The following is a 25,148-nucleotide window of genomic DNA, read 5'->3' as shown; positions in this document are numbered from 1 at the left end:
CGCTGGGGGATCATGTTACGGACGGGTCGGTCCGGACGGGGAAACGACGGGGATCGGCCGCAACCAGCCCCGACCCCATGTTGTCTACTGTAAGAATTACAGTAGGATCTTGCGCAAGGACCGCCCGTTCCTGCGGAAGATGCTGGAGATCTAGGTGACGACCAACGTCCACACCGGCCCGGAGACCGTCAGCCTGCGTGACCCCTACCCCTTCTTCGCCCACAAGCGCCGGCAGGCCGGCGCCTTCCGCGGCACGGTCATGGACTATTCCAAGACGCCGGAGTCGCTGCTGCCCAAGCGCGAGTATTCGGCGGTGTCGTTCGACGCGGTGAACACGGTGTTCCGGGACGGCCGGGTGTTCAGCTCCGCACCGTATGACAAAACGATCGGACTCTTCATGGGGCCGACGATTCTGGCGATGGAGGGCAAGGAGCACCGCGACCATCGCAATCTGGTCTCGGCGGCGTTCAAGTCCAGGGCGCTGGCCCGGTGGGAGCCCGCCATCGTAAGGCCGATCTGCAACACGTTGATCGACGAGTTCATCGACGCCGGCGAGGCCGACCTGGTCCGGCAGTTCACCTTCGAATTTCCCACCCGGGTCATCGCCCAGCTCCTGGGCCTGCCGGCCGAAGACCTGCCGGTGTTTCGCCGGCGCGCGGTGGAATTGATCAGCTACCACGTGAATTACGAGCGGGCCTTCGAGGCGTCGGCGGCGCTGAAGGACTACTTCCTCGAGCAGATCGAGCGACGCAGGTCCGCGCCCACCGAGGACATCATCGGCGACCTGGTGGCCGCCGAGATCGACGGCGAAAAGCTCAGCGACGAGGCGATTTACTCCTTCCTGCGCCTGTTGCTGCCCGCCGGCCTGGAGACCACCTACCGGTCGTCGGGAAACCTGTTGTATCTGTTGCTCACCCATCCCGACCAGTTCGCGGCGGTTCAGGCGGACCATGGGCTGATCGGCCAGGCGATCGAGGAGGGGCTGCGCTACGAGACCCCGCTGACCACGGTGCAGCGATTCACCACGGAGGACACCGAACTGGACGGTGTGGAGATCCCCGCCCGCGCCGTGGTCGGAGTGTGCATCGGTTCCGCGAATCGTGACGAGCGGCGCTGGCCACGTTCCGAAGAATTCGACGTCTTCCGTCCGCACCTGCCGCACATCTCCTTCGCCGCCGGCGAGCACACCTGCCTTGGCCTGAACCTGGCGCGGCTGGAGACGCGGGTCGCCCTCGAATGCCTGCTGAATCGGCTGACCAACCTCAACCTGCTGACCGCCGGCGACCCACACATCCACGGCCAGCCCTTCCGTTCGCCGACCGCGCTTCCGGTCACGTTCGACGCGAAGTAGGGTCCGAAAATGGTAAAAGTCATGTCGGGCTTCCGGGTCCTCGAACTAGCGCAATTCACCTTCGTCCCGGCGGCGGGGGCCATCCTCGCCGACTGGGGCGCGGACGTCATCAAGGTCGAGCACCCACTGCGCGGCGACACCCAGCGCGGCTTCCTCAACATGGGCGGCATCCAGGTCGACCCCGAGCGACACCCGCTCATGGAGCATCCCAACCGGGGCAAGCGCAGCGTGGGCATCGACATCGCCACACCGGGCGGTCAGGAAGTGATCTACGAACTGGCCAAGGCCTCCGACGTGTTCCTCACCAATTACCTTCCCGCGCAGCGCCAGAAGCACAAGTTCGACGTCGAGCACATCCGCGCGGTGAACCCGAACATCGTCTATGCGCGCGGTTCGGCGCACGGCGACAAGGGGATCGAGCGCGACATCGGCGGCTACGACGGCACGGTGTTCTGGACGCGCAGCGGCATCGGCTACGCGCTGACTCCGGCGGAGCTGGGCGGCGCACTGGGACAGGGCATTCCCGCGTTCGGCGACTCAATCGGCGGCATGTTCATCGCGGGCGGCATCGCGGCTGCGCTGCTGCATCGCGAACGCACCGGCGAGGCCGTCGAGCTCGACGTCTCGCTGTTGAGCACCGCCTGGTGGGCCGCCGGGGCCAGCGTGACGCAGGGCATGGAGACCGGCGAGGTGATGCGCACGCCCATGCCGGGTCCCGGCGCGCGATCCGTCAATCCCTTCATGGGTAACTACGAAACCTCCGACGGCGGCACGATCAACCTGTGCATCATCAGCCCGACCGGCTTGATTCGTGACACCTTCGAGCACCTCGGCATCCCGGAGGCCGCAGACGATCCCCGGTTTTCCGAGGTGCTCCCGCTGATCCAAAACGCCGACGCGGCCGCCGAGCTTATCGCGAAGGCCTTCGCGGCCAAGCCCTTTGGCTACTGGCGCCAGCACCTGAAGACGATGAAGGGCCAGTGGGCGCCCTTCCAGAGCCTCCTCGACCTGGTCGACGACGAGCAGGCCATCGCCAACGACATGATCTCCGAGGTCGAACTGGCCGGTGGCGGAAAGCCTTTCCGCGTCGTGCGCGGCCCCGTTCAGTTCAATCACGAGCCGCTGGTGACCACTCGGGCGCCGCAGGCATCCGAGCACACCGAGCTCGTGCTGATGGAGCTCGGCATGGACTGGGACCGCATCGCCGAACTCAAGGACTCGGGAGCAATCGCTTGAACCGCGCCGGGAGCGACGAGCGGTGGCCGTGACCCGTCGGCCCGACCAGTTCCCCATCTCCGCCGCGCGGCTGACCGTCGCGGGCGCGGACGTGCGGCGCGATGACCTCGCCGGGATCGTCGCGGGCGCCGACGCCGTGCTGTCGACGCTCGGCGTGCCGTTCACGCGCAGGCCCGTCGACACGTATTCCGTCGGCACCCGCAATATCGTGAACGCGATGCGCGAGTCGGGCGTCATCCGGCTTGTCGTGGTGAGTTCCACCGGCGCCTACGCGGCGCGCGGCCGGCGCCGTGCGCCACTGGCGTAGCGGCTGTTCGAGCCGATCATCACCCGGACCATCGGCAAGACCGTCTACGAGGACACCGCCGGATGGAAGCGGTGGTGCGCGAGAGCGGCCTGGACTGGACGATCGTGCGTCCGTCCGGGTTGTTCGATTTAACGGAGTTGACGAGTTATGTTGCGGGAGAATTTGATCCGGTCGGCGCCTTCACGGCGCGCGTCGACCTGGCGGACTACCTCGTCAAACTTGCCCAAGACGGCACCACACGATCCAGGACCGTTGTCATCTCGACAACCCAACACATTCCGACCATGTGGGAGATGGTCCGCCGCGAGGCCTTCAAGAGCGATGCCACAGCCGCGCCGAGCGCCTAACCCACCGGATTAACAAACGCCCTTGATCGGGTTGCCGCCGGGTGCCCACGCAGCGACGTCAGGGTTAATTTAAATCCCAGGCAGAAATCGCACTGCTGTTGTCATCGGGTTTGCTCGTAGGCTAACGCCGGAAAAACCTGCTCGAAGTCGAGGTCAGGAGTTGCGGTGTCTACTACCGAATTTCCATCCGAGGACGTCCCACTGGCCGCGGATGAGCACTTCGTAACCATCCAGGCGAGCCCCGAGTTCGCCGAACTTCGGCGCAAACTACGCCGGTTCGTGTTTCCGATGACGGCGCTCTTCCTCGCCTGGTACGCCGCCTACGTGCTGTTGGGCGCCTTCGCGCACGACTTCATGGCGACCAAGGTCTTCGGGAACGTCAACGTCGGACTGCTGATCGGACTGGGCCAATTCCTGACGACATTCATCATCACCGGGCTCTACGTAAGGTTCGCGGACCGGGAGCTTGACCCGAGAGCCGCAGCAATTCGCGCGGAAGGCCAGGCTTCATGACCCTACTGGCCGCCGGTCAGCAGACGATCGGGAATCCCATCGCCAACATCGCGATCTTCGCGGTCTTCGTCCTGATCACCCTGTACGTGGTGATCCGGGCCAGCCAGCGAAACGCCACCGCGACCGAGTTCTTCACCGCCGACCGGGCGTTCACGGGCCCGCAGAACGGCATCGCCATCGCCGGCGATTATCTTTCCGCGGCCAGCTTCCTCGGCATCGCCGGCGCGATCGCGGTCTACGGCTACGACGGGTTCCTGTATTCGATCGGATTCCTGGTGGCCTGGTTGGTGGCCCTGCTCTTGGTCGCCGAACTGATACGCAACACAGGCAAATTCACCATGGCGGACGTGCTGAGCTTCCGGCTCAGGCAGCGCCCGGTGCGGCTGGTCGCTGCGATCTCGACGCTGACGGTGTCCTTGTTCTACCTCCTCGCGCAGATGGCCGGAGCGGGTGGTTTGGTCGCCCTGCTGCTCAATGTCAAAGGGCGCCTTGGTGAGTCGATCGTCATCGCGGTCGTCGGTGTTCTGATGATCGTCTACGTCCTGGTTGGTGGGATGAAGGGCACCACGTGGGTGCAGATCATCAAGGCCGTGCTGCTGATACTCGGTGCGGCGACGATGACGGTGATGGTGCTGGCGAAGTTCGGCTTCAACTTCTCCGACATCCTGGGGTCGGCGCAGTCGGCGGTCTCGCACGCCACCACCAAGGGCGTCGGCGGCCGCAACGTGTTGGCCCCCGGCGCGCAATACGGTGGGTCGACGACGTCGAAGATCAACCTGCTGTCGCTGGGCCTTGCGCTGGTGCTGGGCACCGCGGGCCTGCCCCATGTGTTGATGCGTTTCTACACGGTGCCGACCGCGAAAGAGGCGCGGAGGTCGGTGGTCTGGGCCATCGGCCTCATCGGCGCGTTTTATCTGTTCACGCTGGCGCTGGGCTATGGCGCCGCCGCCGTCGTCGGGCCCGACCGGATCCTCAAGGCCGCCGGCGGCCAGAACTCGGCGGCACCGTTGCTGGCGTTCCAGCTCGGCGGCGTGGTCCTGCTCGGCGTCATTTCCGCGGTGGCATTCGCGACGATCCTCGCCGTGGTCGCGGGTCTGACGATCACCGCGTCGACGTCGTTCGCCCACGACATCTATGCCAGCCTGATCAAGCGCCACACGGTGACCGAGAGCGAACAGGTGCGGGTGTCCCGCATCACCGCCGTGGTGCTGGGCATATTCGGCATCGCGCTGGGCATCCTGGCCAACGGCCAGAACGTCGCCTTCCTGGTGGCGCTCGCGTTCGCGATCGCGGCCTCGGCCAACCTGCCGACGATCCTGTATTCGCTGTATTGGCGGCGGTTCAACACCCGCGGCGCGCTGTGGAGCATGTACGGCGGCCTGATCTCGACCATCGTGCTGATCGTCTTCTCCCCCGCGGTGTCGGGCGCCAAAGCCGCGATGATCCCCGGCGCGGACTTCGCCTGGTTCCCGCTCTCCAATCCGGGCATCGTGTCGATCCCGCTGTCGTTCATCCTCGGCATCGCCGGCACGCTGTCGTCGCCCGATCGCGGCGATCCCGTGCGCAACGCCGAGATGGAGGTCCGTTCGCTTACCGGCATCGGCGCGGAGAAGGCCGTCGTCACGCACTAGCTGCTCGGCACGGCCGCGCGAACGGCTACGGCGTCTTCTGCACTGGCGGTGAGTAATTCGGCTTGCCCAGGCCGAGCATGTACTGGCCGATCATGTTGCGGAACACCTCCAGCGTGCCGCCATAGATGCCCACCAGCGGGGCGAACCGGTAGGCGTACTCGGCGCTGCCGTCGTCGGCGGCTCCGTCGGTCCCGTATGGCAAGGCAGAGGCCGCGCCGAGGATGTCCATCAGGTCCGGCGAGATGTCGCGCATCGTCTGCGCGATCGCGACGCGGCCGAAGATGCTCGGGGACGATAGCGCGACTTCCAATCGAGCAGCGCTGCGGCCCAGGCGGTAGGCGACGGACTTGTCGTCGATCAGCCGGCCCCCGTCGGGGTCGGGCCGGCTGACGCGGGCCGCGGCCTTGTCGACGGCCTCGGCCATGAATCCCGCCTGGTGCATCATGATTGAGGTGTCCTGCAGACCGTCAGGCGCTGCGGCGACCGCGCCGTGCTCGACGTTGAGCGGCTCGCGCAGCACCGTCCAGCCCGCGTTCACGTCGCCGAGCCGGTACTTGTCGTCGACGCGAACGTCGCTGTAGTAGACGATGTTGGTCCGGTCGCCGTCCACCGTGCGGATGCCCTGGATCTCGATGCCCGGCGAGTCGAGCGGGACCAGGAACATGGTCAGGCTCTTGTGTTTCGGCGCGTCGGGGTCGGTGTTGGTGATCAGGAACACGTACTGACAGTTATGCGCGCCGGTGGTGAACATCTTGGAGCCATTGATGACCCAGCTCGATCCATCCGCCTCCCGCACGGCGCGGGTCTTACAGGTGGCGACGTCGGAACCGCCTTCGGGCTCGGTATAGCCGAGGCAGAGCCGAACCTCGCCGCTGAAAACCTTGGGCAGCACCTCGTCGCGCAGTTCGGGCGACCCGAACTTCGCAACCGAGCGGGCCACCATGGCGGTGGTCCCCCAGGTCACCCAGGGCACGTGGACCCGCCGCTTCTCCAGCTCCCAGATGCGGCGCCGGAGCCGGCTGAACCCGCCCTCGGATTCCGGTTTCCACTCTGCCTCCAAATAGCCTGCGGCGCCGAACTTCAGGTGCAGACCCTCGTCGAAGTTGTCGCCCGTCTCGCGATCGCGACGCCGGACCTCTTCGGTCATGTGGGTGCTCAGGAAATTCCGCGCCTCGTCGCGGAAGGCCTCGTCTTCCGTCGACAGCTCGACTCGGGAGAAGTCCATTCTTTTCGCTCCTACCCTAGGCCGGCCGGCGTGCGGTCTCGCGGGCCGCGACGAGCTCGCCGACCCGCGCGGCGGTGGCGCCCGGATCGCCGGCGGCCAGCGGCCAGCCCCGCGCCCGCACCAGATACGCCGTGGCCGCGGCCTCGGAGGACACCCCCAGGCCGCCCTGGATGTGCACCGCCATCGTGGCGGCCTTGGCGGCCTCCTCGGCCATGAAGACGAAAGCCGACGGCGCCAAGTCGGGGCGTTCGTCGGGTTCGTTGTCCAGGAACCAGGCGGCCCGGCGGGCGAGGTTACGCCCGCCCTGAACGGTGATCGCCATGTTCGCCAACGGGTGCGAGATCGCCTGCAGCGTGGAGATCGGCACGCCCAGCGTGTAGCGGGTCTTGGCGAACTCCGCGGCGATCGTCATCGTCTCCTCGACCAGGCCGACCAGCGCCGCCGCGGTGAGCAGCCGCCATTCGTCCAGGGCCCGTTGGTAACTCGCCACCGCGTCGGGCCCCTCGGCCACCACCGCGCGGGTGTCGGCGGCGGCCGGATCCACCCAGGCCATCGGCAACCGGCCGATGTTGTCCACCTTCGCCGGCCGGGTGCCGAAGGTCAGCCGCACCACCCGGTCGCCGTCGCGGACGACGATGTGGTCGGCGATCGAGCCCGTCGGAATCAGGCGCACACCCGGCCCGGCGTCGATGCGCGCGTCGAGCGCGGCCAGCTGTTCACCACTGGCCACACCGGCGGTGTCGGCGCCGAGGCGTGCCAGCAGCCGGGTGGCGCACACGTGGTCGATCCACGGGACCGGGGCCAGCGACCGGCCGATCTCCTCGGCCACCAGGGTGAGGTCGACGAGTGTCGCGCCGTCGCCGCCGCAGGACTCCGGCAGCGCCATCGTCGTCGCGCCCATGGCGCACAGCCGTTCCCACAGGTTCCGGTCGAAACCGGATTGCTCTGCCGCGCGGACCGTTTCGATCGAGCAGTGCGTCTTGAAGAATTGCTTGTACGCGTCTTGCAGCGCCACGTGGTCATCGGACAGGCTGTAGTCGAGTCTGCGCAGCTCGAAGCGGTCCATGGTCAATGGTCCTTCCCGAAGAAGAATTCCTGCGCATTGTTGTACAGGTAGTTGTCCAGTACTTCGGGCGGCAGGTCCAGCGCTCGGGCCTCGGGGATCACCCGGTGCATGCGCAGCACCGGCCAGTCCGACGCGTAGATCACCTTGTCCGGGCCACGCGTGCGCATGTAGTGCAGCAGGCTTTCCGGCAGTCGCTTGGGCGACCACGCCGACGTCATCAGGCGCAGGTTGGCGTATTTGAGCAGCAACCGGATGGCGACGTCCCACCACGGGTCGGCCCCGTGGATCATGCACAGCTTCAGCTCCGGGAACCGCACGCAGACGCGGTCCAGGTGCATCGGATGCTGCACCTCGCCGGGAATCGGGGGGCCCGGGATGCCGGTGTTGACGCACAGCGGCAGTTCCAGCTCCGCGCACTTCGCGTAGAGCGGGTAGTACACGGCGTCGCTGGGCGGGTATTGCCCGTCGCCCCAAAAGCTGGGTCCCACGACGGCATACGCGACCGGCAGGTCGCCGACGGCGGCGGTCAGTTCGCGCAGCGACCGCACCGGGCGCAGCAGGTTGACCCCGCCCATCGCCAGGGCGAACCGGTCCGGCCTGGCCTCGACGAACTTGCGCGCGGTGGTGGACGGGCCGGCGAGGGAGTCCATCAGGATCGCCCTCTGCACGCCGTGGGCGTCCATCTCGTCGAGCAGCTCGGCCAGATCGACCGGCGCGAACATCGACTCCGGGCCCTTGAAGTAGTCGTCGCGGACCTTGAGCATCCAGGCGGGCTGTGCGTCGGACTCCCCGAAATGCACGTTGACCAGGCAGTCAATCGCTTTGGTGTTCATGGCACCTTCTGTTCGGCCTGCTCGCGGGCCCATCGATAGTTGGGCTTGCCGTTGCCGAGTCGCTGGATCTGCGCGACGAAGATGAACGCCTTGGGCGCCTTGAAATGCGCCAGCTGCGAGGTGCAGAAGGTGTAGAGCGCCCGCCCGTCGGCGCTCAGGTCGCCGCCCGGGTGCACAGCGACGAGCGCGACGACCTCCTGCCCCCACCGCTCGCTCGGCCGTCCCACCACCAGGGCGTCGGCGACGCCCGGGTGCGCGCGCAGCACCTCTTCGACCTCTTCGACGAACACCTTCTCGCCGCCCGTGTTGACGACCAACGAGTCGCGACCGAAAAGCCTTATGGTACCGTCTTTTTCGAGAGAGGCCCGGTCGCCGGGGATGACCACGCGGCGGCCGTCAATCTGCGGGAAGGTAAGCCGAGTGGCCTCGGCGTCGCCGAAGTAGCCGAGCGGAATCCGGCCCGTCCTCGCGGCCCAGCCGACCTCCTGTTCGCCGGGGCGCAGGAAGCGCGTGCGGTCGGCGGAGACGACGGTGGCCCCCTCCCTGGGTTGGAACGTCTCGCTGGCGGTCCCCTCGCGGCTGTGCCCGAACGCCATGTTGCCGCTCTCGGACGACCCATAGCCCTCGATGATGGTGACGTGCGGCAGGCATTCCATCAGTGCCCGTTTGTATTTCGCGTTGGTGGCGGCCCCGCCGGTGCCGATGGCGTTCAGCGAGGAGAGGTCGTAGCGACGCGCGCGGAGTTCGGCGATCAGCGGCCCGGCGTACGCGTCGCCGACCATCGTCATCATGCCCACCTTCTCCCGCTCTGCGGTTTCCCACACCGAACGCACGTCGAGCTTGTTGCGGTCGTCGTAGAGAACGACCGGCAGCCCGGCGCACAGCGCCGCGAACGCGGTCCACATGCCCGCCGCGTGCATCAGGGGAGAAACCGCGAACCACGGCGGACCGCCACCGCGCACCTTGTCGTGGATCTCGGTGACGCTGTCGTGGTCGGCTCCGACCATGGACGACACGTACATGTCGCTCTGGCGCCACAGGACTCCCTTGGGGCGGCCGGTCGTTCCGCCGGTGCACATCATGATCACGTCGTCCGGCGAACCCACCGGGCGCGCGTTCGGGTCGCCGGCGGCCAGGGCGTCGTCCAGCGCCACGGCGCCCGGCAGTTCGGGCGCGCCGCTGCCATCGTCGACGGAGATCAGCAGCTCGGTCCCATCGGGGGGCAGCACATCGGCGAACCGGGCGCCGAGGGCGCGGTGGTAGATGATTGCCCGGGGCCGCACGTAGGCGAGCAGGTCGGCGATTTCGCGCGGCGAGTAGTGGTGGTTGACGTTGACCGGGACGGTGCGCGCTTTGAGGCATCCGATCACCATGTCGGGGTACAGGTCGTTGTACATCAGCAGCGCGACGCGGTCCTGGCCGCATTCCCAAGGTTCGAGCGTCTCGCGCTCGGCGTGGGCGCCAAACCCCTTGCCGTGCAGAAAGTTCGCCAGCCGGGTGGTGCGGGCCGCCGATTCGGCGAACGTGCTTCGGCGGTCACCGCAGACGGTCATCAGACGGTCTCCGATGACGTCGGCGATGGCGTCGAGAACGGCGCCCACGGTCCACTCGCTCATGGTGTCAGCGGCTAGGCGGACGATCCGACCTGGACACCGAGGAGGTCGAGGGCGTTGTCGCGCATGATTTTTCGGACGTCGGAAGCACTGAAGCCGACGAGCTCTCCGGTGAAGGACACCGGCGACTCGAGGCCTTCGCCGTGCGGCCAGTCGGACCCGAACAGGATCTTGTCGATGCCGATCGCGTCGGCGAGCTCCTCCAGGTCGTCCTCGTAGTAGGGCGCGATCCAGACGTTGCTGCGCAACTGCTCGACCGGGTCCTCGGGGAAATGCCGCGGATAGTTGTTGGCCGCCTTCTTCAGCCGCTTGATTAGCCGGTGCACGAAGTAGGAGCCGTTTTCGATGCTGACCGCCTTGAGTTTCGGGTGGCGGGTGAACACGCCGTGCACGATCATCGAGGCCATCGTGTCGTGGATGGCGCGGTCGTCGAGGAGCACCGTGTCCAGCGGGTCCTTTTCGCCGAATCCCTCGAAGGTCGCCTTGCCGCCCCATTGCGCGGCGATGTGCAAATAGCCGCTGTCGCTGAGGTGGAAGCCCACCGGCACGCCCGCCTCGGCCAGCCGGGCCCACACCGGGTCGTGGCTGGGATCGCCCAGCGACCGCGGCTTGACCACGCCGGGCACGGGCGCCGGCCGTACCAGCACCAGCTTGGCGCCGCGCGCCAGCACGAAGTCGACCTCTTCGAGCGCCGCGGCCGGATCGGCCAGGGAGATGATCGGCGCGGCAATGATCCGGTGATCGGGCCGATCGAAGCCCCAGTCCTCGTCGAGCCAGAGGTTGAATGCGTGGACCGACGCGATCGTCGCGTCGATGTCGTGCTTGAGCGCCTCCTCGACGCCGCAACCGAAAGTCGGCAGCATGAAAGCCGTCTCGATGTCCTGCAGGTCCATCACAGCGATCCGCGCCTCGCGGTTCTGGTACTCGGGGTGGTCGCTCAGCCTCTCCACCTTCATCAGCGAGGCCGGATCGACACCCTCCGGGATCTCGCCGCGGAACAACAAGTCCAGGCAGCCGGGCACGATGATCGGGTCGAAGGTGGGGTTGGGGATGAAGTGGTTGACGCGGTCCCCGATCACGGCCCAGGTGCGCTTGCCGTCGCTGAGCATCTGCACGCCGCGTCGCTTGAACCTCTTGTCCAAGTGGCGGGTGAAGGCGTCCAGCGGCTCGTAATAGTGGTTGTCGACGTCGATCGCCCGGTAATCCAAGTCGGCCATGATCATCCTTTCCGGTGCAACCGGCAAAACTAAGCTTCTGTTGAAGTGAGCTTCCCCAACAAAGAAGGGAATTGGGGCGGGCGCTTCTCGAGGAAGCTGGTGATCCCTTCGATGACATCCGGTCGCGGCATCGCCTCGTGCAGCAGAACCTCGGCCCGCGCCGTGGCGTCTACGACGTCGCGGGTGGCGTCGCCATAGACCTGCTGTTTGATCACCGCCATCGCAGCGGGCGAACAGTTTCGCGCGATGTCCTCGGCGTACTCGAGGGCACGCGACATCAGGCTTTCGGGGGCGACGACTTCTTTGACGAGGCCCAGCTCGGCCGCCTCCTCGGCGAGAAAGGTGCGGCCGCTGAGCAACAGGTCGAGGGCCACTCCCCAACTGGTCAGCCGCGGAAGAATCCAGGAGACGCCGAATTCGGCGATCAGTCCGCGGCGGGCGAACACGGCGGCGAACTTGGCCCCGGTGGCCGCGAAGCGGACGTCGCACATCAGGGCCTGGGTCAGACCGATGCCGACGCAGGCCCCGTTGATCGCCGCGACGACGGGCTTGCGCAGCGTGGTGACGAAGTGGGGTGGGCGCTCGCCGACCAATGCGGCAAGGTCGGTCTGGGCCGCCTTCTCCATCGTCTTGTCGTAAGTCGCCGCCGAACTCGGCGCGCCCAGATACGCGCCGGCGCAGAATCCCTTGCCCCGACCGGTCACCACGATCACCCGGATGTCCTGATCCTGTTCGGCGCGGTCGATTCCGGCGTAGAACGCGGCGGCGATGTCGGGGCCCCAGGCATTGAGGCGATCCGGGCGATTGAATGTCAGGATGGCGACACCGCTCGCCGTGGCCTCGTAGAGCACCGCGTCTTCGGAAGCACCGTCGCTGCCGGACACCTGTCGCGGCACCTCCTCACGCTCGCGCACCCGATAATCGTCCGACTTTGTACGCATACTGTATACCTATCGGTAGCGCATTCCACAACCGGCGCTACCTGCACGCGAACCGCGACCACACAGCGTTTTTCGGCGCGTTCAGCCGGGCGCGGCCGCACTCAGCGCGACGGCCGCCGCCGGGCGACCAGCTTGACGATCGCCAGGAGGATCACGGCCCCCAACAGACATGTCAGGAAGGAGAAGAACAGACCCCGACCATTGACGTCGACACCCAGGCCGCGTAGGACGAAACCGCCGAGCAATCCACCGACCACACCGACCACGATGTTGAGCAGCAGCCCCATCTGGGCGTCGGTCCCCGTGATTTTGCTGCCCACCCAGCCCGCCAAGCCCCCGACGACGATCCAGCCGATGACACCCAGCGTGAGCACCGTCCGATCCTAACCGCGGGTGCAGGGGTTTGGGATGGCCATGCGGGGGTTATCGATGACTCGTGAACACAGCGTGGAGGGGCCTGCGCCGGGTGCGCTCGGTGGTGCTGCGGGCCGAGCTGGCGGTGACGGGCGCGCAGATCCTCTTCTGGGCCGCGCTGATCGGCGTTGTGGCCGGGCTCGCGTTGCGGGCGTGGACCAGGCACCGTCAGTCGCAAGCGGAGCCGGAGGCGCCGGTCCTGGCGGATTGAGGCTGTGGCGTCGGCCACCTGGGCGAGATGTTTGCGTAGGTGGCGTGTGCGGGAAGCCTGCAAGGCAAGCCATCCATCAATGGGAGGGAGATGCAATGGTTGACGCCAAGAGCGGGCCGGTCCAGGCCATTCGGGGAATCGTCGAAGGCGTGATCGGCAACGCCAAGGAGTTGATCGGCACGGTCATCGGCAGCAATGACCTGGTCAACGAAGGCGAAGCCCAGCAGGACAAGGCTGACGCGCAGCGCAATGTCGCACGCAAGGAAGCCGCGGCGGAGAAGGCGCGCGGCAAGGCGAAGGCGGCCGAGGAGCGCGAGCGGGCCGAGCAGAACTAACCGCTGGTCATACGGAGCGGGCCCGGTTCACAGCGGGCCCGCTTCGATGCGTAAGTCGTTCTACCGCAACACGGTTTCGATCAGGCCGAGGCGTCGGTACGCGTTCTCGATCTGGTCCTTCGCCTCGGGCGGCAGCTCCGCCTGCGGCGGTCGGGAATGCGGGTAGTCGCCGATCGGCAGCCCGAGCAGCGATGCGGCGTATTTGAATGCGCCGCCCCAGTGGGTGAAGTAGTCCGATCGCCCCGGGTAGCACGTCCACCACGAGCCTATGTCGAGGCCGAACTGGTCCATGCCGGACTCGCGCCCGTAATCCATCGCCTCGACGAGCTTGTCGTTGACGACCAGCTCCCAATATTCGGAGAACAACCGCCGTTGCGGGGTCTCGAACAGATAGCCGGCGGTGCCCAGCTGTGCGGGGCAGACGATACCGGCGCGCAGCCACCCGGCGCGGTACACGGTCCGGTCGCATTCCCAGACCGCGAGGTCGGGCGCCAATTCGTGCAGGCGCCGGCTCGCCTCCGGCCGGAAGGCGCCCTCCTTGGTGGCGCACACGGCGGGCACCTCGGCACAGATTCGCGCGCTCTCCGCCGGGGTCAGGACGTAGCCGGAGGACGGGGAGTTGAACATGCCCAACGCGATATCGGTGCGCGCGGCGATGTACTTGAAGAACCTCAAGACGCCCTCGCCGCCGTGCGCCTCCATCATCGGCGTTTGGATGTAGGCGATGTCGGCGCCCGCCTCCTGGGCGTGCCGGGTCAATTCCAAACAGTCCTTGGCCGACGTCGCCGCCGTGCAGGCCTGCACGACGACATCGGGATTCAGGCCGCGCGACTCCTCAATTGCCACCTCCAACAGGCGTTTTCGCTCCTCGAGGGTCAGCGACCAGAACTCGGCGATGCCGCTGGTACACCACAACATCGGGTGCCCGAGATCGCCGACGCAGTAGCGCACCAGCGTCCGATAGGCGTCCCAGTCGATGTCGTCGCCGTCGGTCCCGCAGAACGGCGTGTAGAGGGAGTCGCCGATCCCCCGCAATGCCGCCCGCGCCCAGGTGCGCGCCTCACTCGCCGTCGCCACAATGACTCCTTCTGTCGGCCAAACGATTTCGGGTCAGGTGAAGTCCGAACCACCGTCGACGTTGATGTTGGCGCCGGTCATGTAGGAGTTGCGCCGCGACGCGAGAAACGCGGCGACCGGGCCGATTTCTTCCGGCAGGCCGGCCCGCGGCATCTGCGCGGGATGGCCGAAATGCTCGGCGATGGCGTCCATCAGGGCGTAGGGGTCGGTGCCGTCGACGCCGACGGACGTCGCCCAGCCGACGAGTGACTCGGACGCGATACTGCCGGGAGAGACCACGTTGACCAGGATCTCGTCCTTCGCCAGCAGCAAGGAGAGGTTTTTCGAGACGCTGGTCAGCATCGACTTGGCGGCCGTGTAGGCGGGCAGCAGTACGCTTTGCCGCTGGGTCGAGTGCGCCGAGAAGTTGACGATCCGGGCCCATTGCGCCTTGCGCAGCAGGGGAAGTGCGGAACGGACGCAACGCACCATGCCCATGACCCCGTCCTCGACGGCCCGGTGCCACTCGTCGTCGGTCAGGTCCTCGAAGCGGCCCGCTGCGCCCGGGCCGACCGTATTGATGAGCACGTTGAGTTCGCCGTCCCAGCGCCCGGCGAGATCGGCGAACACCTTGTCGACCGCGGCGGCATCGCCGATATCGGCCGCGAGCCCGAGCGCTTCCGGGCTGCCGCGTCGCGTCAAATCGTCCACCGCGGAATCGAGCGCGTCGCGGCTGCGCCCGACCACCGCCACCCGGGCTCCTTCATCGGCGAGGCAGCGGGCCGTTGCCAGGCCCATCCCGCGGCTACCACCGACCACGACGGCCGTGGCATTCGCCAGCCCTAGATCCATGTGTCCAGCCGTTTTACCAAAAAGCCTACGATAGGTATTACAGTAGCAGACGGAAAACGCGTCGACACGCCTGCGTATGCGCAGGTCAGAGAGGAACTACCGGTAGATTTCACTATACCGGTGGCAAGGTCAGATCCTGATGGAGGTGCCCGTAGTGGCAAAGCAGGCAACCGCTGATAAGCGTCAACGACGCGAACGCGGGTCCATCAACCCCGACGACATCATCAGCGGTGCATTCGAACTCGCGGAGCAGGTGTCGATCGACAACCTGAGCATGCCGCTGCTCGGCAAACACCTCGGCGTGGGCGTCACCAGCATCTACTGGTACTTCCGCAAGAAGGACGATCTGCTCAACGCGATGACCGACCGCGCCCTGGGCAAGTACGTTTTCGCCACCCCCTATGTCGAGGCCAGCGATTGGCGCGAGACGCTGCGCAACCACGCCCGCCTGATGCGTAAAACATTCATGGGCAACCCGATTCTGTGCGACCTGATTCTGATTCGCGCCGCCCTGAGCCCGAAGGCGGCGCGGGTGGGCGCTCAGGAGATGGAGCGCGCGATCGCCAACCTCGTGGAGGCCGGCCTGTCGCCCGAGGACGCCTTCGACACCTATTCCGCGGTCTCGCTACATGTCCGCGGTTCGGTGGTGCTGCAACGGCTCTACGACAAGAACCAGACGCCGGACAGCGGACCGCGCGCCATCGAGGACGCGGTGGCCATCGATCCGGCCACTACCCCGCTGATCGCCCAGGTGACCGGCCAGGGACACCGCATCGGGGCTCCCGACGAAGCGAATTTCGAGTTCGGGCTGGACTGCATCCTCGACCACGCCGGCAGCCTGATCGAAAAGGGCGCCAAGGGCGCGGCGTCCCGGCCACGCAAGGCGGCCAAGTCGACGGCCCAGCGCGGCGGACGGAGCAAGGCCGCAGCCGCGCGTTAGGACCGACCTCGCCGCTGCGCACCGCCGAACGTGAACTCACGGCGGCTTTTTGGCCGATTTTTCGCCCTAACTGCACGCTCGGCGTGAACGCCTGGTTATGCCTCCGGCTCCGGTACGTGGAAGTGCTCGTCGCGCAGCCGGAACGCCTCCTTGGCGCCGTGCTGTGCGCGGGTTTTGACGAAATTGAACTCGCCGGGAGCGAATTGCAGGTTGGTCCCGAAGGCATGGAACAGATAGCTCGCGACTTCCTCGCCGTTGTACACCTGCGTCTGCTCGACGAGGCGAAACGCTTCCTTGGCGATGACGACCCCGTCGGCGGGCATCTTCGCCGCCTTCTCCGCCCAATACCGCGCCCGCGCCGTCACCGAGCCGGAATCGCATGTCTCGGTGAAGATTCCGAGGTGCCCGATCTCGCCGGCCTGGATGATGTCACCCGTCAGCAGCAGACGCCGGGCCAGCACCGGGCCCAGCCGGTGGAAGAACATATGCAGGCTGCCCAGCGCCGGGCCGAGGAAGCGCGTCGCCGGCATGCCGATTTCGGTGTCACGCGCGATGACCGAGATGTCCATCATCAGCGCCATCTCGAACCCACCGCCCAGCGCGTAGCCGGCGATCTCGCCCACGGTCACCTTCGGGAAGCCCATGAGGTTGTGGTAGAAGCCAAAAGACTTGCGGTCCACGGTGAGCCGGCGGCGCTGACTGGGGCGGCGGGTGGCCTGGTCGTCGCTGCCGGGACCGTACCAGCCATACGCGTTGTTCATGTCGGCCCCGGTGGAAAAGACGCCCTCGGCGCCGCGCAACAGCACCACCGTCAGGTCGTCGTCGTCGGCCACGCGATCCAGGCAGCGGGCGATGGCCTCGCGCATCGTGGCGTCGTAAGAATTGCGCCGCTTCGGGTTGTTCAGGGTGATGGTCGCGATGCGCCGATCGGGTTCGACCTCGAAGAGCACCCGTTCGTCGGAAACGTTGGAGGAGCTCACCTGTCGGATTCCTTTCGCCGCCTGCCGAATTTGAATCCGGTCAGCTGCTCGGGCGGTGACGCCAAGGTGGTGACCTCGCCCGTACAGAGCACCTCGTCGCCGAGCAGCAGCCGCGCCGTCGACGTGATGCCCCGCTCGACTGGAGACCGATCGATGTCGAAACGTAGTTCGGTGAGCACCGGCGTCGGCCGGCGGAAGTTGACCAGCAGCGAGCGCGTCTTGCCGGAAAGACCGGTGACACAATTGTGGTGCTGGATCACGCAGTCGAAGAAGACGCCGAGGAAACCGCCGTGCACCAACCCCGGTGGCCCCTCGTAGACCAGCGGGAAGCACACCAGCCCGGTGGCTTTCTCGGCGTCGAGCTGATCGAACCGGTATTCGGGAAAGCACGGGTTGTAGGCGCCGATGTCGGTGGCGTGGTTCAGATATACCCGCCGGGGATCGTCGGGGATCTCGCCGATCCGCGGCGCCGGGTCCGCCGCGGCCGCGGGGGCCAGCTCGCCCTCCCACTCGGCGAACCTCGCGAGCATGGCATCCACGGTCGGATGCGGGTGCTCGAGGGACAGCAGCAGCGAGCTGAGTCGACGCATCGCGCCGGCGGCCACCACCGTCTGGGCAAGCGGCGCTTCGCCGAATTTCGCGTCACCGACCATGCTGCCCGCTTTCACCGGGCTCACCCGGTTGTTCCGTCGTTAGCGTTTCCTTGCTAACTTATACCTCGTATCAATCGTATTGCCTACTGTATGGGTAACCGTATCGGCGGGGAAAGGCCGGGTACACGGTGGATCACGAGGCCGATACGGCCGGCGCCGACGGTTCGGTGACGGCGTGCCGCGAGGGCGCGGTCTTGCGGGTCACCCTCGACCGTCCCGCCCGGCGTAACGCGTTGACCCACTTGATGATCGAGGCTTTGGTCGACGCGCTGACGAATGCCGCCGCCGACGACTCGCTGCGCGCGATTCACATCGGTGGCGCCGGGGACGACTTCTGCGCCGGCGCCGACTGGGTGGCCGCCAACGATCCCCGCGGTCAGCGCCCGCGCGCCGGCGATCTGGTGCGCCGGATCCCGCACGCCGCCCACCGCGTGATCGAACTCGTCGCGAGCATCCAGCTGCCGGTGGTCTGCAGCGTGCGGGGCTGGGCGGTGGGCTTCGGCTGCAACCTCGCGCTGGCCGCCGACTTCGCCGTCGCCGCCGACGACGCGGTGTTCTGGGAACCGTTCGTGGAACGCGGCTTCAGCCCCGATTCGGGGTCCACGTGGCTGCTGCCCCGACTGGTCGGTGTGGCGCGGGCCAGGCGGATGCTGCTGCTCGGCGAGAAGGTCGGCGCGGCCGATGCGGCGGACTGGGGCCTGATCCACCAAGCGGTGAGCGGGGCCGAACTCGACGCTGCGGCCGACACGCTGCTGGAGCGCCTGGCCGGCGGGCCGACCGCCGCGATCGGGCTGGCCAAGCAGGCGCTGAGCTTCGGCCAGCACGCGACACTGGCCCAATCCATGACGCAGGAGCTGTTCAATCTGGAACTGTCCTGCCGGACAAGCGATTTCAAAGAGGGACTGCAAGCCTTTCAGCAACGACGTGCACCGAAGTTCGAGGGCCGATGAACATGCCGACGTTCGACACCATCACGTACGAGGTCGATGGGCATACCGCCACCCTCACACTGAACCGCCCGGAGGCCCTCAACGCGCTCAGCCCGCACATGATCACCGAACTGCGCGCCGCCTACGACGAGGCCGAGAACGACGACAACGTGTGGCTGCTCATCGTCACCGGCACCGGCCGCGCGTTCTGCACGGGCGCCGACGTCAAAGAGATCCCCGAAGACGGCAAGGTGATCTACGAGCGGCCGTACCTCTCGACGTATGACCAGTGGGAGGCCCCACAGGAGGGCACTCCCCCGTTTCGCACCATGGCCAAACCCGTGCTGACCGCCGTCAACGGTCTGTGCTGCGGCGCCGGCATGGATTGGGTCACCACGACGGATATCGTCATCGCATCCGAGCAGGCGACCTTTTTCGATCCGCACGTCAGCATCGGGCTGGTGGCCGGTCGCGAACTGGTGCGGATATCCAGGGTGTTGCCCCGCTCGATCGCCCTGCGGATGGCCCTGATGGGCAGGCACGAGCGGATGAGCGCGCAACGCGCCTACGATCTCGGGCTGATCAGCGAAATCGTCGAGCACGACCGACTGCTGGAGCGGGCCCGCGAGATCGCCGACATCGTCAATTCCAATGCGCCGCTGGCGGTCCGGGGCACCAGGCTGGCCATTCTCAAGGGCCTGAACGTGCCGCTGCACGAGGCGGAGATACTCGCCGAAACCTTCCGCGAACGCGTGCTGCGGACGGAGGACGCCCAGGAAGGCCCCAGGGCCTTTGTCGAGAAACGTCAACCCAATTGGAAATGCCGGTGACGGCACCGCGGTTCGAAACCATCCTGCTCGACGTCGACGCGGGCGACCACGTCGCCACCATCACGCTCAATCGGCCCGAGCAGCTCAACGCGTTCAACCGCACCATGTGCGAGGAGATGGCCCGCGCCTGGCGCACCGTCAAACTCGACGAGTCGGTGCACGCGGTGGTGCTGAGGGCTGCCGGCGACCGGGCGTTCAGCGCCGGACTCGACATCAAGACGCCGTACGGCCAACCCGACAACGTCTGGAATCACGAGGATCCGGGCGAGGCGCTCAGCCCCAAGTGGCAGAAGATGTGGAAGCCCGTGGTGTGCGCCGTCCAGGGCATGTGCACCGCGGGGGCCTTCTACTTCATCAACGAATCGGACGTGGTCATCTGCTCCGAGGGCGCAACGTTTTTCGACTCCCACGTCTCGGCCGGCCTGGTGTGCGCGCTGGAACCCATCGGCCTGATGCGGCGCATCGGCCTGGGCGAGACGTTGCGGATCGCGTTGATGGGCAACGACGAGCGGGTGGGCGCCGACACCGCGCTGCGCATCGGGTTGGTGACGGAGGTGGTCCCCGCCGACCAGCTGTGGCACCGCGCCCACCAGATCGCCGCGACGATCGCCGCCAAGCCGCCGTCGGCCACCCAGGGCACCGTGAAGGCGATCTGGGAATCGCTGGACAAGCCCTACCGCGCCGCCATGGAACAGGGGCTCATCTACACGCGGCTGGGCAACCCGCTTGGCACCGCCGAACTGGCCGCAAGGCACGGCGAGGCCGGCGCGCGCGAGCCGAAGATCCGCTGATGCATCCGCTGAGTCGGCGCATCGCCGACGTGCTCGATCTGCGTCCCGACGCGCACGCGATCGAGTATGAGGGCCAATGGTTCTCGTGGCGGCGGGTGGGCGACGCGGCGCGCAGCATCGCGCCCCTCGCCGGTGCAAGCGCGGGCGTCGGGATGCTGCTGCGCAACCGGCCCGGCCAGGTGGCGGCCTTCCTCGGGGTGCTGCTGGGCGGCGGGACGGTCGTGGCGATCAACCCCGCCCGCGGCGACGAGCGCACCCGCGCCGACATCGCCGCCCTGCGGCTGCCGCTGATCATCGGCGAGGCCGACGATCTGGCAGCGCTGGTTCCACCGGGAACCGCGACGCTGGCGATTTCGGCTGCTCTGGAAAACGCCTCGGCCCGCCCTGCCGAAGCACCCAGCGCGGAGCACGGCGTGGCGGTGCGCATGCTGACCAGCGGAACGACCGGACCGCCCAAACGGATCGACCTCAGCTACGACATGCTGGCGCGCAGCGTGATGGGCGCCGACCCCGTCGCCACGCCGGCGCCGACAGAGCCGCGCCGCGGCGTCGCGATCGTCAACTCGCCGCTGGTGCACATCGGCGGCGTCTTCCGCGTCCTACAGTGCGTCGCCGAGGCCAGACCCTTTGTGCTGCTGGAACGATTCGAGCTCGAGGCCTGGGCCGAGGCGGTGCGCCGGCACCGGCCCCGCACCGTGTCGCTCGTGCCGGCCGCGCTGCGAACGGTGCTGCACTCCAATCTCACGCGGGCCGACCTGGACAGCATCCGCGCCGTCACGTGCGGCACGGCCCCGCTTTCGGCCGACGACGCCGACGCCTTCACCGACAAGTACGGCATCCCGGTGCTGACGTCATATGCCGCAACGGAATTCGGCGGCGGCGTCGCCGGCTGGACCCTCGCCGACCACCGGCAGTACTGGCACGCCAAGCGCGGCAGCGTGGGCCGGGCCAACCCGGGCGCGCAGCTTCGGGTGGTCGACGACGAGGGGGCGACCCTCGCGCCGGACCGGGTCGGTCTGCTGGAGGTCAAGCCGGGGCAACTGGGCCCGGCGGCGGATTGGATGCGGACGACGGATCTGGCGCGCATCGACGCCGACGGCTTCCTCTGGATCGTCGGGCGGGCCGACCAGGCCATCATCCGCGGCGGGTTCAAGGTGATGCCCGACGAGGTGCGCATCGCGCTGGAGGGCCACCCCGCGGTAGTGGGCGCAGCCGTCGTCGGGCGGCCCGATCGACGCCTCGGTGAGACCCCGGTCGCGATGGTGCAGCTGCGCGACTCGGCCGATACCGACGCGTTGCTGGATTATCTGCGGACCCGACTGGCCCGTTACGAAATCCCCACCGAGATCGCGATCGTCGACGCCATCCCGCGGACTCCTTCGGGCAAGCCCGATCTCGCGGCGGTCAGGCTCTTTTTCGGCGGCTCCTCGGAGGTCACAGCCCGGCGCGACCATGCCGGGTGACTCGCTGACGGTCGCGGAAACCCTGCGGCGCCAAGCCCGCTCGCGCGGCGCCCACCCCCTGCTGGTCTGCGACGACGAGCGCATCAGCTACGCCGAGGCGGACCGCCGTTCCGCCGAGCTGGCCCGCGGGCTGATCGCGCGCGGGGCGGGCAAGGGCACCCACGTGGGACTGCTCTACCCGAACGGCGCCGAGTTCGTCGTCGGCATGCTGGCGGCGGCGCGGATCGGCGCGGTCGTGGTCCCGTTCTCCACGTTCGCCACCGCCCGGGAGCTGCGCGAGCAGCTGGTCGACAGCGACACCGAAATCCTGTTGGCCACGCCGTCGTTTCGCTCCCACGACTACCTGCGACGACTGGCCGAAGTGCTCGCGCATGCCGACCTGGACTCCGACGACCGGCTGTTCGTCCCCGCCACGCCGCAACTGCGCCACGTCGTGCTCCATCCCGAACGGGCGCACCGGCTCGCGGGCGACGTCGACCCCGCACTGCTGGCGGCGATGGAGAACGACGTCGACGGCTGCGATCTGCTGGCCATCGTGTACACGTCCGGCTCCACCAGCGCCCCGAAGGGGGTCATGCACACGCACGCCGGCCTGCTCGGACATCAGCGCAACCTCAACGACATCCGCGGTCTGACGGCGGCGGACCGGCTGTTCTGCAATTCGCCATTCTTCTGGATCGGCGGATTCGCGTTCGGCCTGCTCGCCACGCTGGTCGCCGGGTCGACGCTGGTGTGCTCCAATGCCACCGATGCCGGTGAGACGCTCGACCTGCTGGAGGCCGAAAAGCCCACAATCACCAATGGTTTCGCGGCCGGGATCGCCCACCTGGCGGAGCACCCGAGCTTTCCCCGGCGCGATCTGTCGTCGATGCGCCGCGGCAACCTCTACCCGATCATGGCGCCCGGAGCGCGACCGGCCGACCCGGAGCTGCGGCACAACATGCTGGGGCTGACCGAGGCCGGGAGCGTCGTGTTGATCAGCGGTGACGAATCCGACCAGCCCGAGGTGCGACGCGGATCCTTCGGCAAGCCGGCGCCCGGATTCGACACCATGATTGTGGAGCCGGATGCGTCGGGTGTTGGTGGGCTGTGCATCCGCGGGCCGTATGTGATGCAGGGCTATTGCAAGCGCAGCCGCGAGGAGTGCTTCGACGCCGACGGCTGGTTCCACACCGGCGATCTGGTGCGCGCCGACGCCGACGGGTTCTTCTATTTCGTCGGCAGGATCAGCGGAATGATCAAGACGGCGGGTGCCAATGTCTCGGCGGCCGAGGTGGAGAAGGCGATCGCGAAGGTCACCGGCGCGGAGGCTCACGTCATGGGCATTCCCGACGCGCAACGTGGAGAGCTGGTTGTTGCCGTGGTTGCGCAGCCGGACCTTGACGAGGTCGCGCTGCGGGAGCGTCTCAAGGAGGAGTTGTCTTCGTACAAGATTCCCAAGCGATTCGTCGCACTGGCGCCGGCGGAGGTTCCCCTGCTGTCCAGTGGCAAGGTCGACGCGAAGCGGTTGAGAAAGCTGTTCGATGACTGAGGCCATCATCGACCGACTCGTGCGGTCCCGCGCCGCGCGGCACGGCGCCAAGCCGATGGTGATCGACCCGTCGGCGCGGATCAGCTATCGCGAACTCGACGCAACCACAAGCCAATTAGCCGCAGTCTTGGTCGAAGCCGGCGTCGGCAAGGGCACCCGCGTCGGCCTGATCATGCCGAACGGCGCCCGCTGGGTACAGGTGGCGATCGCCGTGGCCCGCATTGGCGCCGTGCTGGTCCCGTTGAGCACCCTGCTGCGGCCCGGCGAACTCGTCGCGCAGCTGCGGACGGCGTCGGTGCAGTTCCTGGTGAGCGTGGAGGAGTTCCGCGGCCACCGCTACCTGGATGACCTGCAAGCCGTGCCGCCCCTCGAGCTCCCCGCCTTGCGCGGGGTTTGGCCGGCCGAGAACCTGGCGCGCGCCGCCGCCGGCCCGGCCCGGCGGATTGTCGACGCACTCACCGAAACAGTCACGGCTGCAGACCCGTTGGTCGTCATGTTCACCTCCGGCAGCAGCGGAACGCCCAAGGGCGTCATCCACTCCCACGGCAGCGCGCTGGGCGCGGTGCGAGCGGGCCTTGCGGCGCGCTGCATCACGTCCGACACCCGCTTGTATCTGCCGATGCCGTTCTTCTGGGTAGGCGGCTTCGGCAGCGGGATCCTGTCCACGCTGCTGGCCGGTGCCACCCTGGTGACCGAGGAAATTCCGCGACCAGAGACGACCCTGCGGCTGCTGGAAGCCGAGCGGGTCACGGTGTTTCGCGGGTGGCCGGATCAGGCCGAGGCGCTGGCGCGGCACGCCGGCACGGTGGGCGCCGACCTGTCGGCGCTGCGACCGGGCAGCCTGGAGGCCCTGCTGCCCCCCGACCGGCGGGCCCAACCGGGAGCCCGGGCCACGCTGTTCGGCATGACGGAGGCGTTCGGGCCGTACTGCGGGTACGCCGCCGACACCGACATGCCGGCGTCGGCGTGGGGCAGCTGCGGGAAACCGTTCCCCGGCATGGAAGTCCGCATCGTCGACACCGATGGCGGAGGGCCGGTGCCGCCGGGATCCGTTGGCGAGATCCAGATCCGCGGACCCCACACGCTGCGCGGCATCTGCCGTCGCGGCCGCGAGGAGCTGTTCACCCCGGACGGCTTCTACCCCACCGGCGACCTCGGCCGCCTCGATGACGACGGGTTCCTGTTCTACCACGGCCGCTCCGACGACATGTTCAAGGTCAGCGGCGCCACCGTCTACCCCGGCGAGGTGGAGCGGGCGCTGCGCGCCATCGAGGGCGTCCACAACGCCCACGTCACCAATCTGCCCGGCACCCAAGGCGAACGGGTTGGAGCGGCGGTGGTATGCGATAGCGACTTGACCGCCGACCAGCTGCGTGGCGCGGCCCGAGAGTTGCTGAGCGCCTTCAAGGTTCCGACGGTCTGGGTATTGCTGGAATCCGACGATGACGTACCGCGCGGCGCCACCGGCAAGGTCGACACCCGGCGGCTGCGCGAGATGTTGATCGAAGCGAATCCGCCCTAGGGGACCCGCGTCCAGGGCTGGCAGTTCTGCGACTCGAACGCCTTGACCGACGTGTTGATGTTCGCGTACATCGGACCGACGGACATGTTCGTCTGGAGTACGTGGTCCTTGTTCGCGTCCGGCGTGCTGTAGGTGAACCATGCGCACATGGAGTCCTGGGTCGGCACGTTGTTGATCCAAACCCCAAACGCCGACGCGGAACCGGCCGTGTGGTACAGGCCCGGCGCGATGTCAGGCCCGACGACGAAGACACCGTTGCCGGGGATCGGATCGAGCAGGTCTGCGCTCGCCGGCGGCGCGAGGGCGATCACCACGACGGATGCAACGAAGACGGCCGCTGCGCGAATCTTTCGGGGCACTG

Annotated in this window: 27 protein-coding genes; 15 read left to right on the top strand and 12 right to left on the bottom strand. The window is 67.5% G+C overall.

The window, feature by feature from the left end; genetic code table 11:
- The first annotated feature begins 154 nt into the window (after nt 1-154).
- The 6 genes from A5696_RS07805 (at nt 155) to A5696_RS07785 (ending at nt 5,385) form a co-directional block, all read left to right on the top strand.
- Entirely contained in the window at nt 155-1,351 is a 1,197-nt protein-coding gene (locus A5696_RS07805) for a cytochrome P450 (protein WP_067875947.1), read from the top strand.
- 21 nt (nt 1,352-1,372) lie between these two features.
- Nucleotides 1,373-2,587, top strand: a complete 1,215-nt coding sequence (locus tag A5696_RS07800) for a CaiB/BaiF CoA-transferase family protein (RefSeq protein WP_067875944.1) — start codon at nt 1,373-1,375, stop codon at nt 2,585-2,587.
- Between the two features lie 28 nt (nt 2,588-2,615).
- Complete coding sequence (locus tag A5696_RS28670) at nt 2,616-2,894, top strand: NAD(P)H-binding protein (RefSeq protein WP_255381160.1); 279 nt, start codon at nt 2,616-2,618, stop codon at nt 2,892-2,894.
- 62 nt (nt 2,895-2,956) lie between these two features.
- On the top strand, nt 2,957-3,241 hold the full coding sequence (locus A5696_RS28665; RefSeq protein WP_255381159.1) for an NAD(P)H-binding protein: 285 nt from the start codon (nt 2,957-2,959) through the stop codon (nt 3,239-3,241).
- Between the two features lie 201 nt (nt 3,242-3,442).
- Complete coding sequence (locus A5696_RS07790) at nt 3,443-3,754, top strand: DUF485 domain-containing protein (RefSeq protein ID WP_156738305.1); 312 nt, start codon at nt 3,443-3,445, stop codon at nt 3,752-3,754.
- Nucleotides 3,751-5,385 carry a cation acetate symporter gene (locus A5696_RS07785; protein WP_067875937.1) on the top strand — a complete coding sequence of 545 codons (1,635 nt, stop codon included), beginning with the start codon at nt 3,751-3,753 and terminating at the stop codon, nt 5,383-5,385. Before A5696_RS07790 ends, A5696_RS07785 begins: the two co-directional genes overlap by 4 nt.
- A 25-nt stretch (nt 5,386-5,410) precedes the next feature.
- On the opposite strand, the gene A5696_RS07780 is transcribed toward A5696_RS07785, so the two are convergent.
- From A5696_RS07780 to A5696_RS07750, 7 genes are all read right to left on the bottom strand, one after another.
- Nucleotides 5,411-6,610 carry an acyl-CoA dehydrogenase family protein gene (locus A5696_RS07780; RefSeq protein WP_067875934.1) on the bottom strand — a complete coding sequence of 400 codons (1,200 nt, stop codon included), beginning with the start codon at nt 6,608-6,610 and terminating at the stop codon, nt 5,411-5,413.
- A 16-nt stretch (nt 6,611-6,626) separates the two neighbouring features.
- Nucleotides 6,627-7,676 (bottom strand): acyl-CoA dehydrogenase family protein, encoded by a 1,050-nt coding sequence (locus A5696_RS07775; RefSeq protein ID WP_067875933.1) that lies wholly within the window; start codon nt 7,674-7,676, stop codon nt 6,627-6,629.
- 2 nt (nt 7,677-7,678) lie between these two features.
- Entirely contained in the window at nt 7,679-8,509 is an 831-nt protein-coding gene (locus tag A5696_RS07770; RefSeq protein WP_067875931.1) for an amidohydrolase family protein, read from the bottom strand.
- Nucleotides 8,506-10,125 carry an acyl-CoA synthetase gene (locus A5696_RS07765; RefSeq protein ID WP_067875928.1) on the bottom strand — a complete coding sequence of 540 codons (1,620 nt, stop codon included), beginning with the start codon at nt 10,123-10,125 and terminating at the stop codon, nt 8,506-8,508. Before A5696_RS07765 ends, A5696_RS07770 begins: the two co-directional genes overlap by 4 nt.
- An 11-nt stretch (nt 10,126-10,136) precedes the next feature.
- Nucleotides 10,137-11,339, bottom strand: a complete 1,203-nt coding sequence (locus tag A5696_RS07760; protein ID WP_067876587.1) for an amidohydrolase family protein — start codon at nt 11,337-11,339, stop codon at nt 10,137-10,139.
- Nucleotides 11,340-11,368: 29 nt separating this feature from the next.
- The gene (locus tag A5696_RS07755) at nt 11,369-12,280 is read right to left on the bottom strand and encodes an enoyl-CoA hydratase (RefSeq protein ID WP_369803307.1); all 912 of its coding nucleotides are present in this window, start codon (nt 12,278-12,280) and stop codon (nt 11,369-11,371) included.
- 101 nt (nt 12,281-12,381) lie between these two features.
- Nucleotides 12,382-12,654, bottom strand: a complete 273-nt coding sequence (locus A5696_RS07750; protein WP_067875925.1) for a GlsB/YeaQ/YmgE family stress response membrane protein — start codon at nt 12,652-12,654, stop codon at nt 12,382-12,384.
- Between the two features lie 62 nt (nt 12,655-12,716).
- On the opposite strand from A5696_RS07750, the gene A5696_RS07745 reads away from it, so the two are divergent.
- Together A5696_RS07745 and A5696_RS07740 are read left to right on the top strand one after the other, a co-directional pair.
- Nucleotides 12,717-12,905 carry a hypothetical protein gene (locus A5696_RS07745; protein ID WP_067875922.1) on the top strand — a complete coding sequence of 63 codons (189 nt, stop codon included), beginning with the start codon at nt 12,717-12,719 and terminating at the stop codon, nt 12,903-12,905.
- A gap of 95 nt (nt 12,906-13,000) precedes the next feature.
- Nucleotides 13,001-13,240, top strand: coding sequence for a general stress protein CsbD (locus tag A5696_RS07740; RefSeq protein ID WP_067875919.1), 240 nt, complete (start codon nt 13,001-13,003; stop codon nt 13,238-13,240).
- Between the two features lie 60 nt (nt 13,241-13,300).
- On the opposite strand, the gene A5696_RS07735 is transcribed toward A5696_RS07740, so the two are convergent.
- Both A5696_RS07735 and A5696_RS07730 read right to left on the bottom strand, forming a co-directional pair.
- On the bottom strand, nt 13,301-14,317 hold the full coding sequence (locus A5696_RS07735; RefSeq protein WP_067875916.1) for a dihydrodipicolinate synthase family protein: 1,017 nt from the start codon (nt 14,315-14,317) through the stop codon (nt 13,301-13,303).
- 33 nt (nt 14,318-14,350) lie between these two features.
- Nucleotides 14,351-15,148, bottom strand: coding sequence for an SDR family NAD(P)-dependent oxidoreductase (locus tag A5696_RS07730; protein ID WP_067875912.1), 798 nt, complete (start codon nt 15,146-15,148; stop codon nt 14,351-14,353).
- Between the two features lie 139 nt (nt 15,149-15,287).
- On the opposite strand from A5696_RS07730, the gene A5696_RS07725 reads away from it, so the two are divergent.
- Entirely contained in the window at nt 15,288-16,088 is an 801-nt protein-coding gene (locus tag A5696_RS07725) for a TetR/AcrR family transcriptional regulator (protein ID WP_067875909.1), read from the top strand.
- A 95-nt stretch (nt 16,089-16,183) separates the two neighbouring features.
- Here the strand turns inward: A5696_RS07725 and A5696_RS07720 are convergent, their stop codons facing one another.
- Together A5696_RS07720 and A5696_RS07715 are read right to left on the bottom strand one after the other, a co-directional pair.
- Nucleotides 16,184-17,068 (bottom strand): enoyl-CoA hydratase/isomerase family protein, encoded by an 885-nt coding sequence (locus tag A5696_RS07720; RefSeq protein WP_067875906.1) that lies wholly within the window; start codon nt 17,066-17,068, stop codon nt 16,184-16,186.
- Nucleotides 17,065-17,721, bottom strand: a complete 657-nt coding sequence (locus A5696_RS07715; RefSeq protein ID WP_067876583.1) for a hypothetical protein — start codon at nt 17,719-17,721, stop codon at nt 17,065-17,067. Before A5696_RS07715 ends, A5696_RS07720 begins: the two co-directional genes overlap by 4 nt.
- 128 nt (nt 17,722-17,849) lie before the next feature.
- Between A5696_RS07715 and A5696_RS07710 the strand changes: the two genes are divergently transcribed.
- The 6 genes from A5696_RS07710 to A5696_RS07685 are packed head-to-tail and all read left to right on the top strand — an operon-like array spanning nt 17,850 to nt 24,787.
- Nucleotides 17,850-18,671 carry an enoyl-CoA hydratase-related protein gene (locus tag A5696_RS07710; protein WP_067875902.1) on the top strand — a complete coding sequence of 274 codons (822 nt, stop codon included), beginning with the start codon at nt 17,850-17,852 and terminating at the stop codon, nt 18,669-18,671.
- Complete coding sequence (locus A5696_RS07705) at nt 18,668-19,480, top strand: enoyl-CoA hydratase/isomerase family protein (protein WP_067875899.1); 813 nt, start codon at nt 18,668-18,670, stop codon at nt 19,478-19,480. Before A5696_RS07710 ends, A5696_RS07705 begins: the two co-directional genes overlap by 4 nt.
- Nucleotides 19,471-20,271 (top strand): enoyl-CoA hydratase/isomerase family protein, encoded by an 801-nt coding sequence (locus A5696_RS07700; protein WP_067875896.1) that lies wholly within the window; start codon nt 19,471-19,473, stop codon nt 20,269-20,271. The genes A5696_RS07705 and A5696_RS07700 overlap by 10 nt, the downstream gene beginning before the upstream one ends.
- Nucleotides 20,271-21,734 carry a class I adenylate-forming enzyme family protein gene (locus A5696_RS07695; RefSeq protein WP_067875893.1) on the top strand — a complete coding sequence of 488 codons (1,464 nt, stop codon included), beginning with the start codon at nt 20,271-20,273 and terminating at the stop codon, nt 21,732-21,734. The genes A5696_RS07700 and A5696_RS07695 overlap by 1 nt, the downstream gene beginning before the upstream one ends.
- Nucleotides 21,724-23,265 (top strand): class I adenylate-forming enzyme family protein, encoded by a 1,542-nt coding sequence (locus tag A5696_RS07690; RefSeq protein ID WP_067875890.1) that lies wholly within the window; start codon nt 21,724-21,726, stop codon nt 23,263-23,265. The genes A5696_RS07695 and A5696_RS07690 overlap by 11 nt, the downstream gene beginning before the upstream one ends.
- On the top strand, nt 23,258-24,787 hold the full coding sequence (locus tag A5696_RS07685) for a class I adenylate-forming enzyme family protein (RefSeq protein ID WP_067875887.1): 1,530 nt from the start codon (nt 23,258-23,260) through the stop codon (nt 24,785-24,787). The genes A5696_RS07690 and A5696_RS07685 overlap by 8 nt, the downstream gene beginning before the upstream one ends.
- Here the strand turns inward: A5696_RS07685 and A5696_RS07680 are convergent.
- The gene (locus A5696_RS07680) at nt 24,784-25,146 is read right to left on the bottom strand and encodes a hypothetical protein (RefSeq protein WP_067875884.1); all 363 of its coding nucleotides are present in this window, start codon (nt 25,144-25,146) and stop codon (nt 24,784-24,786) included. The two genes, A5696_RS07685 and A5696_RS07680, sit on opposite strands and share 4 nt — an antisense overlap.
- Between the last annotated feature and the right edge of the window lie 2 nt (nt 25,147-25,148).

The sequence above is a fragment of the Mycobacterium sp. E2699 genome (assembly GCF_001666745.1).
GTDB lineage: Bacteria > Actinomycetota > Actinomycetes > Mycobacteriales > Mycobacteriaceae > Mycobacterium.
This window is presented reverse-complemented; position numbering and strand designations above follow the sequence as displayed.

Bases quoted from the DNA above. Each gene is read 5' to 3' on its own strand.
- A5696_RS07755 (WP_369803307.1), bottom strand. From the start codon at position 12,280: ATGCGTACAAAGTCGGACGATTATCGGGTGCGCGAGCGTGAGGAGGTG.
- A5696_RS07725 (WP_067875909.1), top strand. From the start codon at position 15,288: ATGGAGGTGCCCGTAGTGGCAAAGCAGGCAACCGCTGATAAGCGTCAA.
- A5696_RS07800 (WP_067875944.1), top strand. From the start codon at position 1,373: ATGTCGGGCTTCCGGGTCCTCGAACTAGCGCAATTCACCTTCGTCCCG.
- A5696_RS07695 (WP_067875893.1), top strand. From the start codon at position 20,271: ATGCATCCGCTGAGTCGGCGCATCGCCGACGTGCTCGATCTGCGTCCC.
- A5696_RS07760 (WP_067876587.1), bottom strand. From the start codon at position 11,339: ATGGCCGACTTGGATTACCGGGCGATCGACGTCGACAACCACTATTAC.
- A5696_RS07715 (WP_067876583.1), bottom strand. From the start codon at position 17,721: ATGGTCGGTGACGCGAAATTCGGCGAAGCGCCGCTTGCCCAGACGGTG.
- A5696_RS07770 (WP_067875931.1), bottom strand. From the start codon at position 8,509: ATGAACACCAAAGCGATTGACTGCCTGGTCAACGTGCATTTCGGGGAG.
- A5696_RS07765 (WP_067875928.1), bottom strand. From the start codon at position 10,125: ATGAGCGAGTGGACCGTGGGCGCCGTTCTCGACGCCATCGCCGACGTC.
- A5696_RS07705 (WP_067875899.1), top strand. From the start codon at position 18,668: ATGAACATGCCGACGTTCGACACCATCACGTACGAGGTCGATGGGCAT.
- A5696_RS07775 (WP_067875933.1), bottom strand. From the start codon at position 7,676: ATGGACCGCTTCGAGCTGCGCAGACTCGACTACAGCCTGTCCGATGAC.
- A5696_RS07685 (WP_067875887.1), top strand. From the start codon at position 23,258: ATGACTGAGGCCATCATCGACCGACTCGTGCGGTCCCGCGCCGCGCGG.
- A5696_RS07740 (WP_067875919.1), top strand. From the start codon at position 13,001: ATGGTTGACGCCAAGAGCGGGCCGGTCCAGGCCATTCGGGGAATCGTC.
- A5696_RS07700 (WP_067875896.1), top strand. From the start codon at position 19,471: ATGCCGGTGACGGCACCGCGGTTCGAAACCATCCTGCTCGACGTCGAC.
- A5696_RS07780 (WP_067875934.1), bottom strand. From the start codon at position 6,610: ATGGACTTCTCCCGAGTCGAGCTGTCGACGGAAGACGAGGCCTTCCGC.
- A5696_RS07690 (WP_067875890.1), top strand. From the start codon at position 21,724: ATGCCGGGTGACTCGCTGACGGTCGCGGAAACCCTGCGGCGCCAAGCC.
- A5696_RS07730 (WP_067875912.1), bottom strand. From the start codon at position 15,148: ATGGATCTAGGGCTGGCGAATGCCACGGCCGTCGTGGTCGGTGGTAGC.
- A5696_RS07785 (WP_067875937.1), top strand. From the start codon at position 3,751: ATGACCCTACTGGCCGCCGGTCAGCAGACGATCGGGAATCCCATCGCC.
- A5696_RS28665 (WP_255381159.1), top strand. From the start codon at position 2,957: ATGGAAGCGGTGGTGCGCGAGAGCGGCCTGGACTGGACGATCGTGCGT.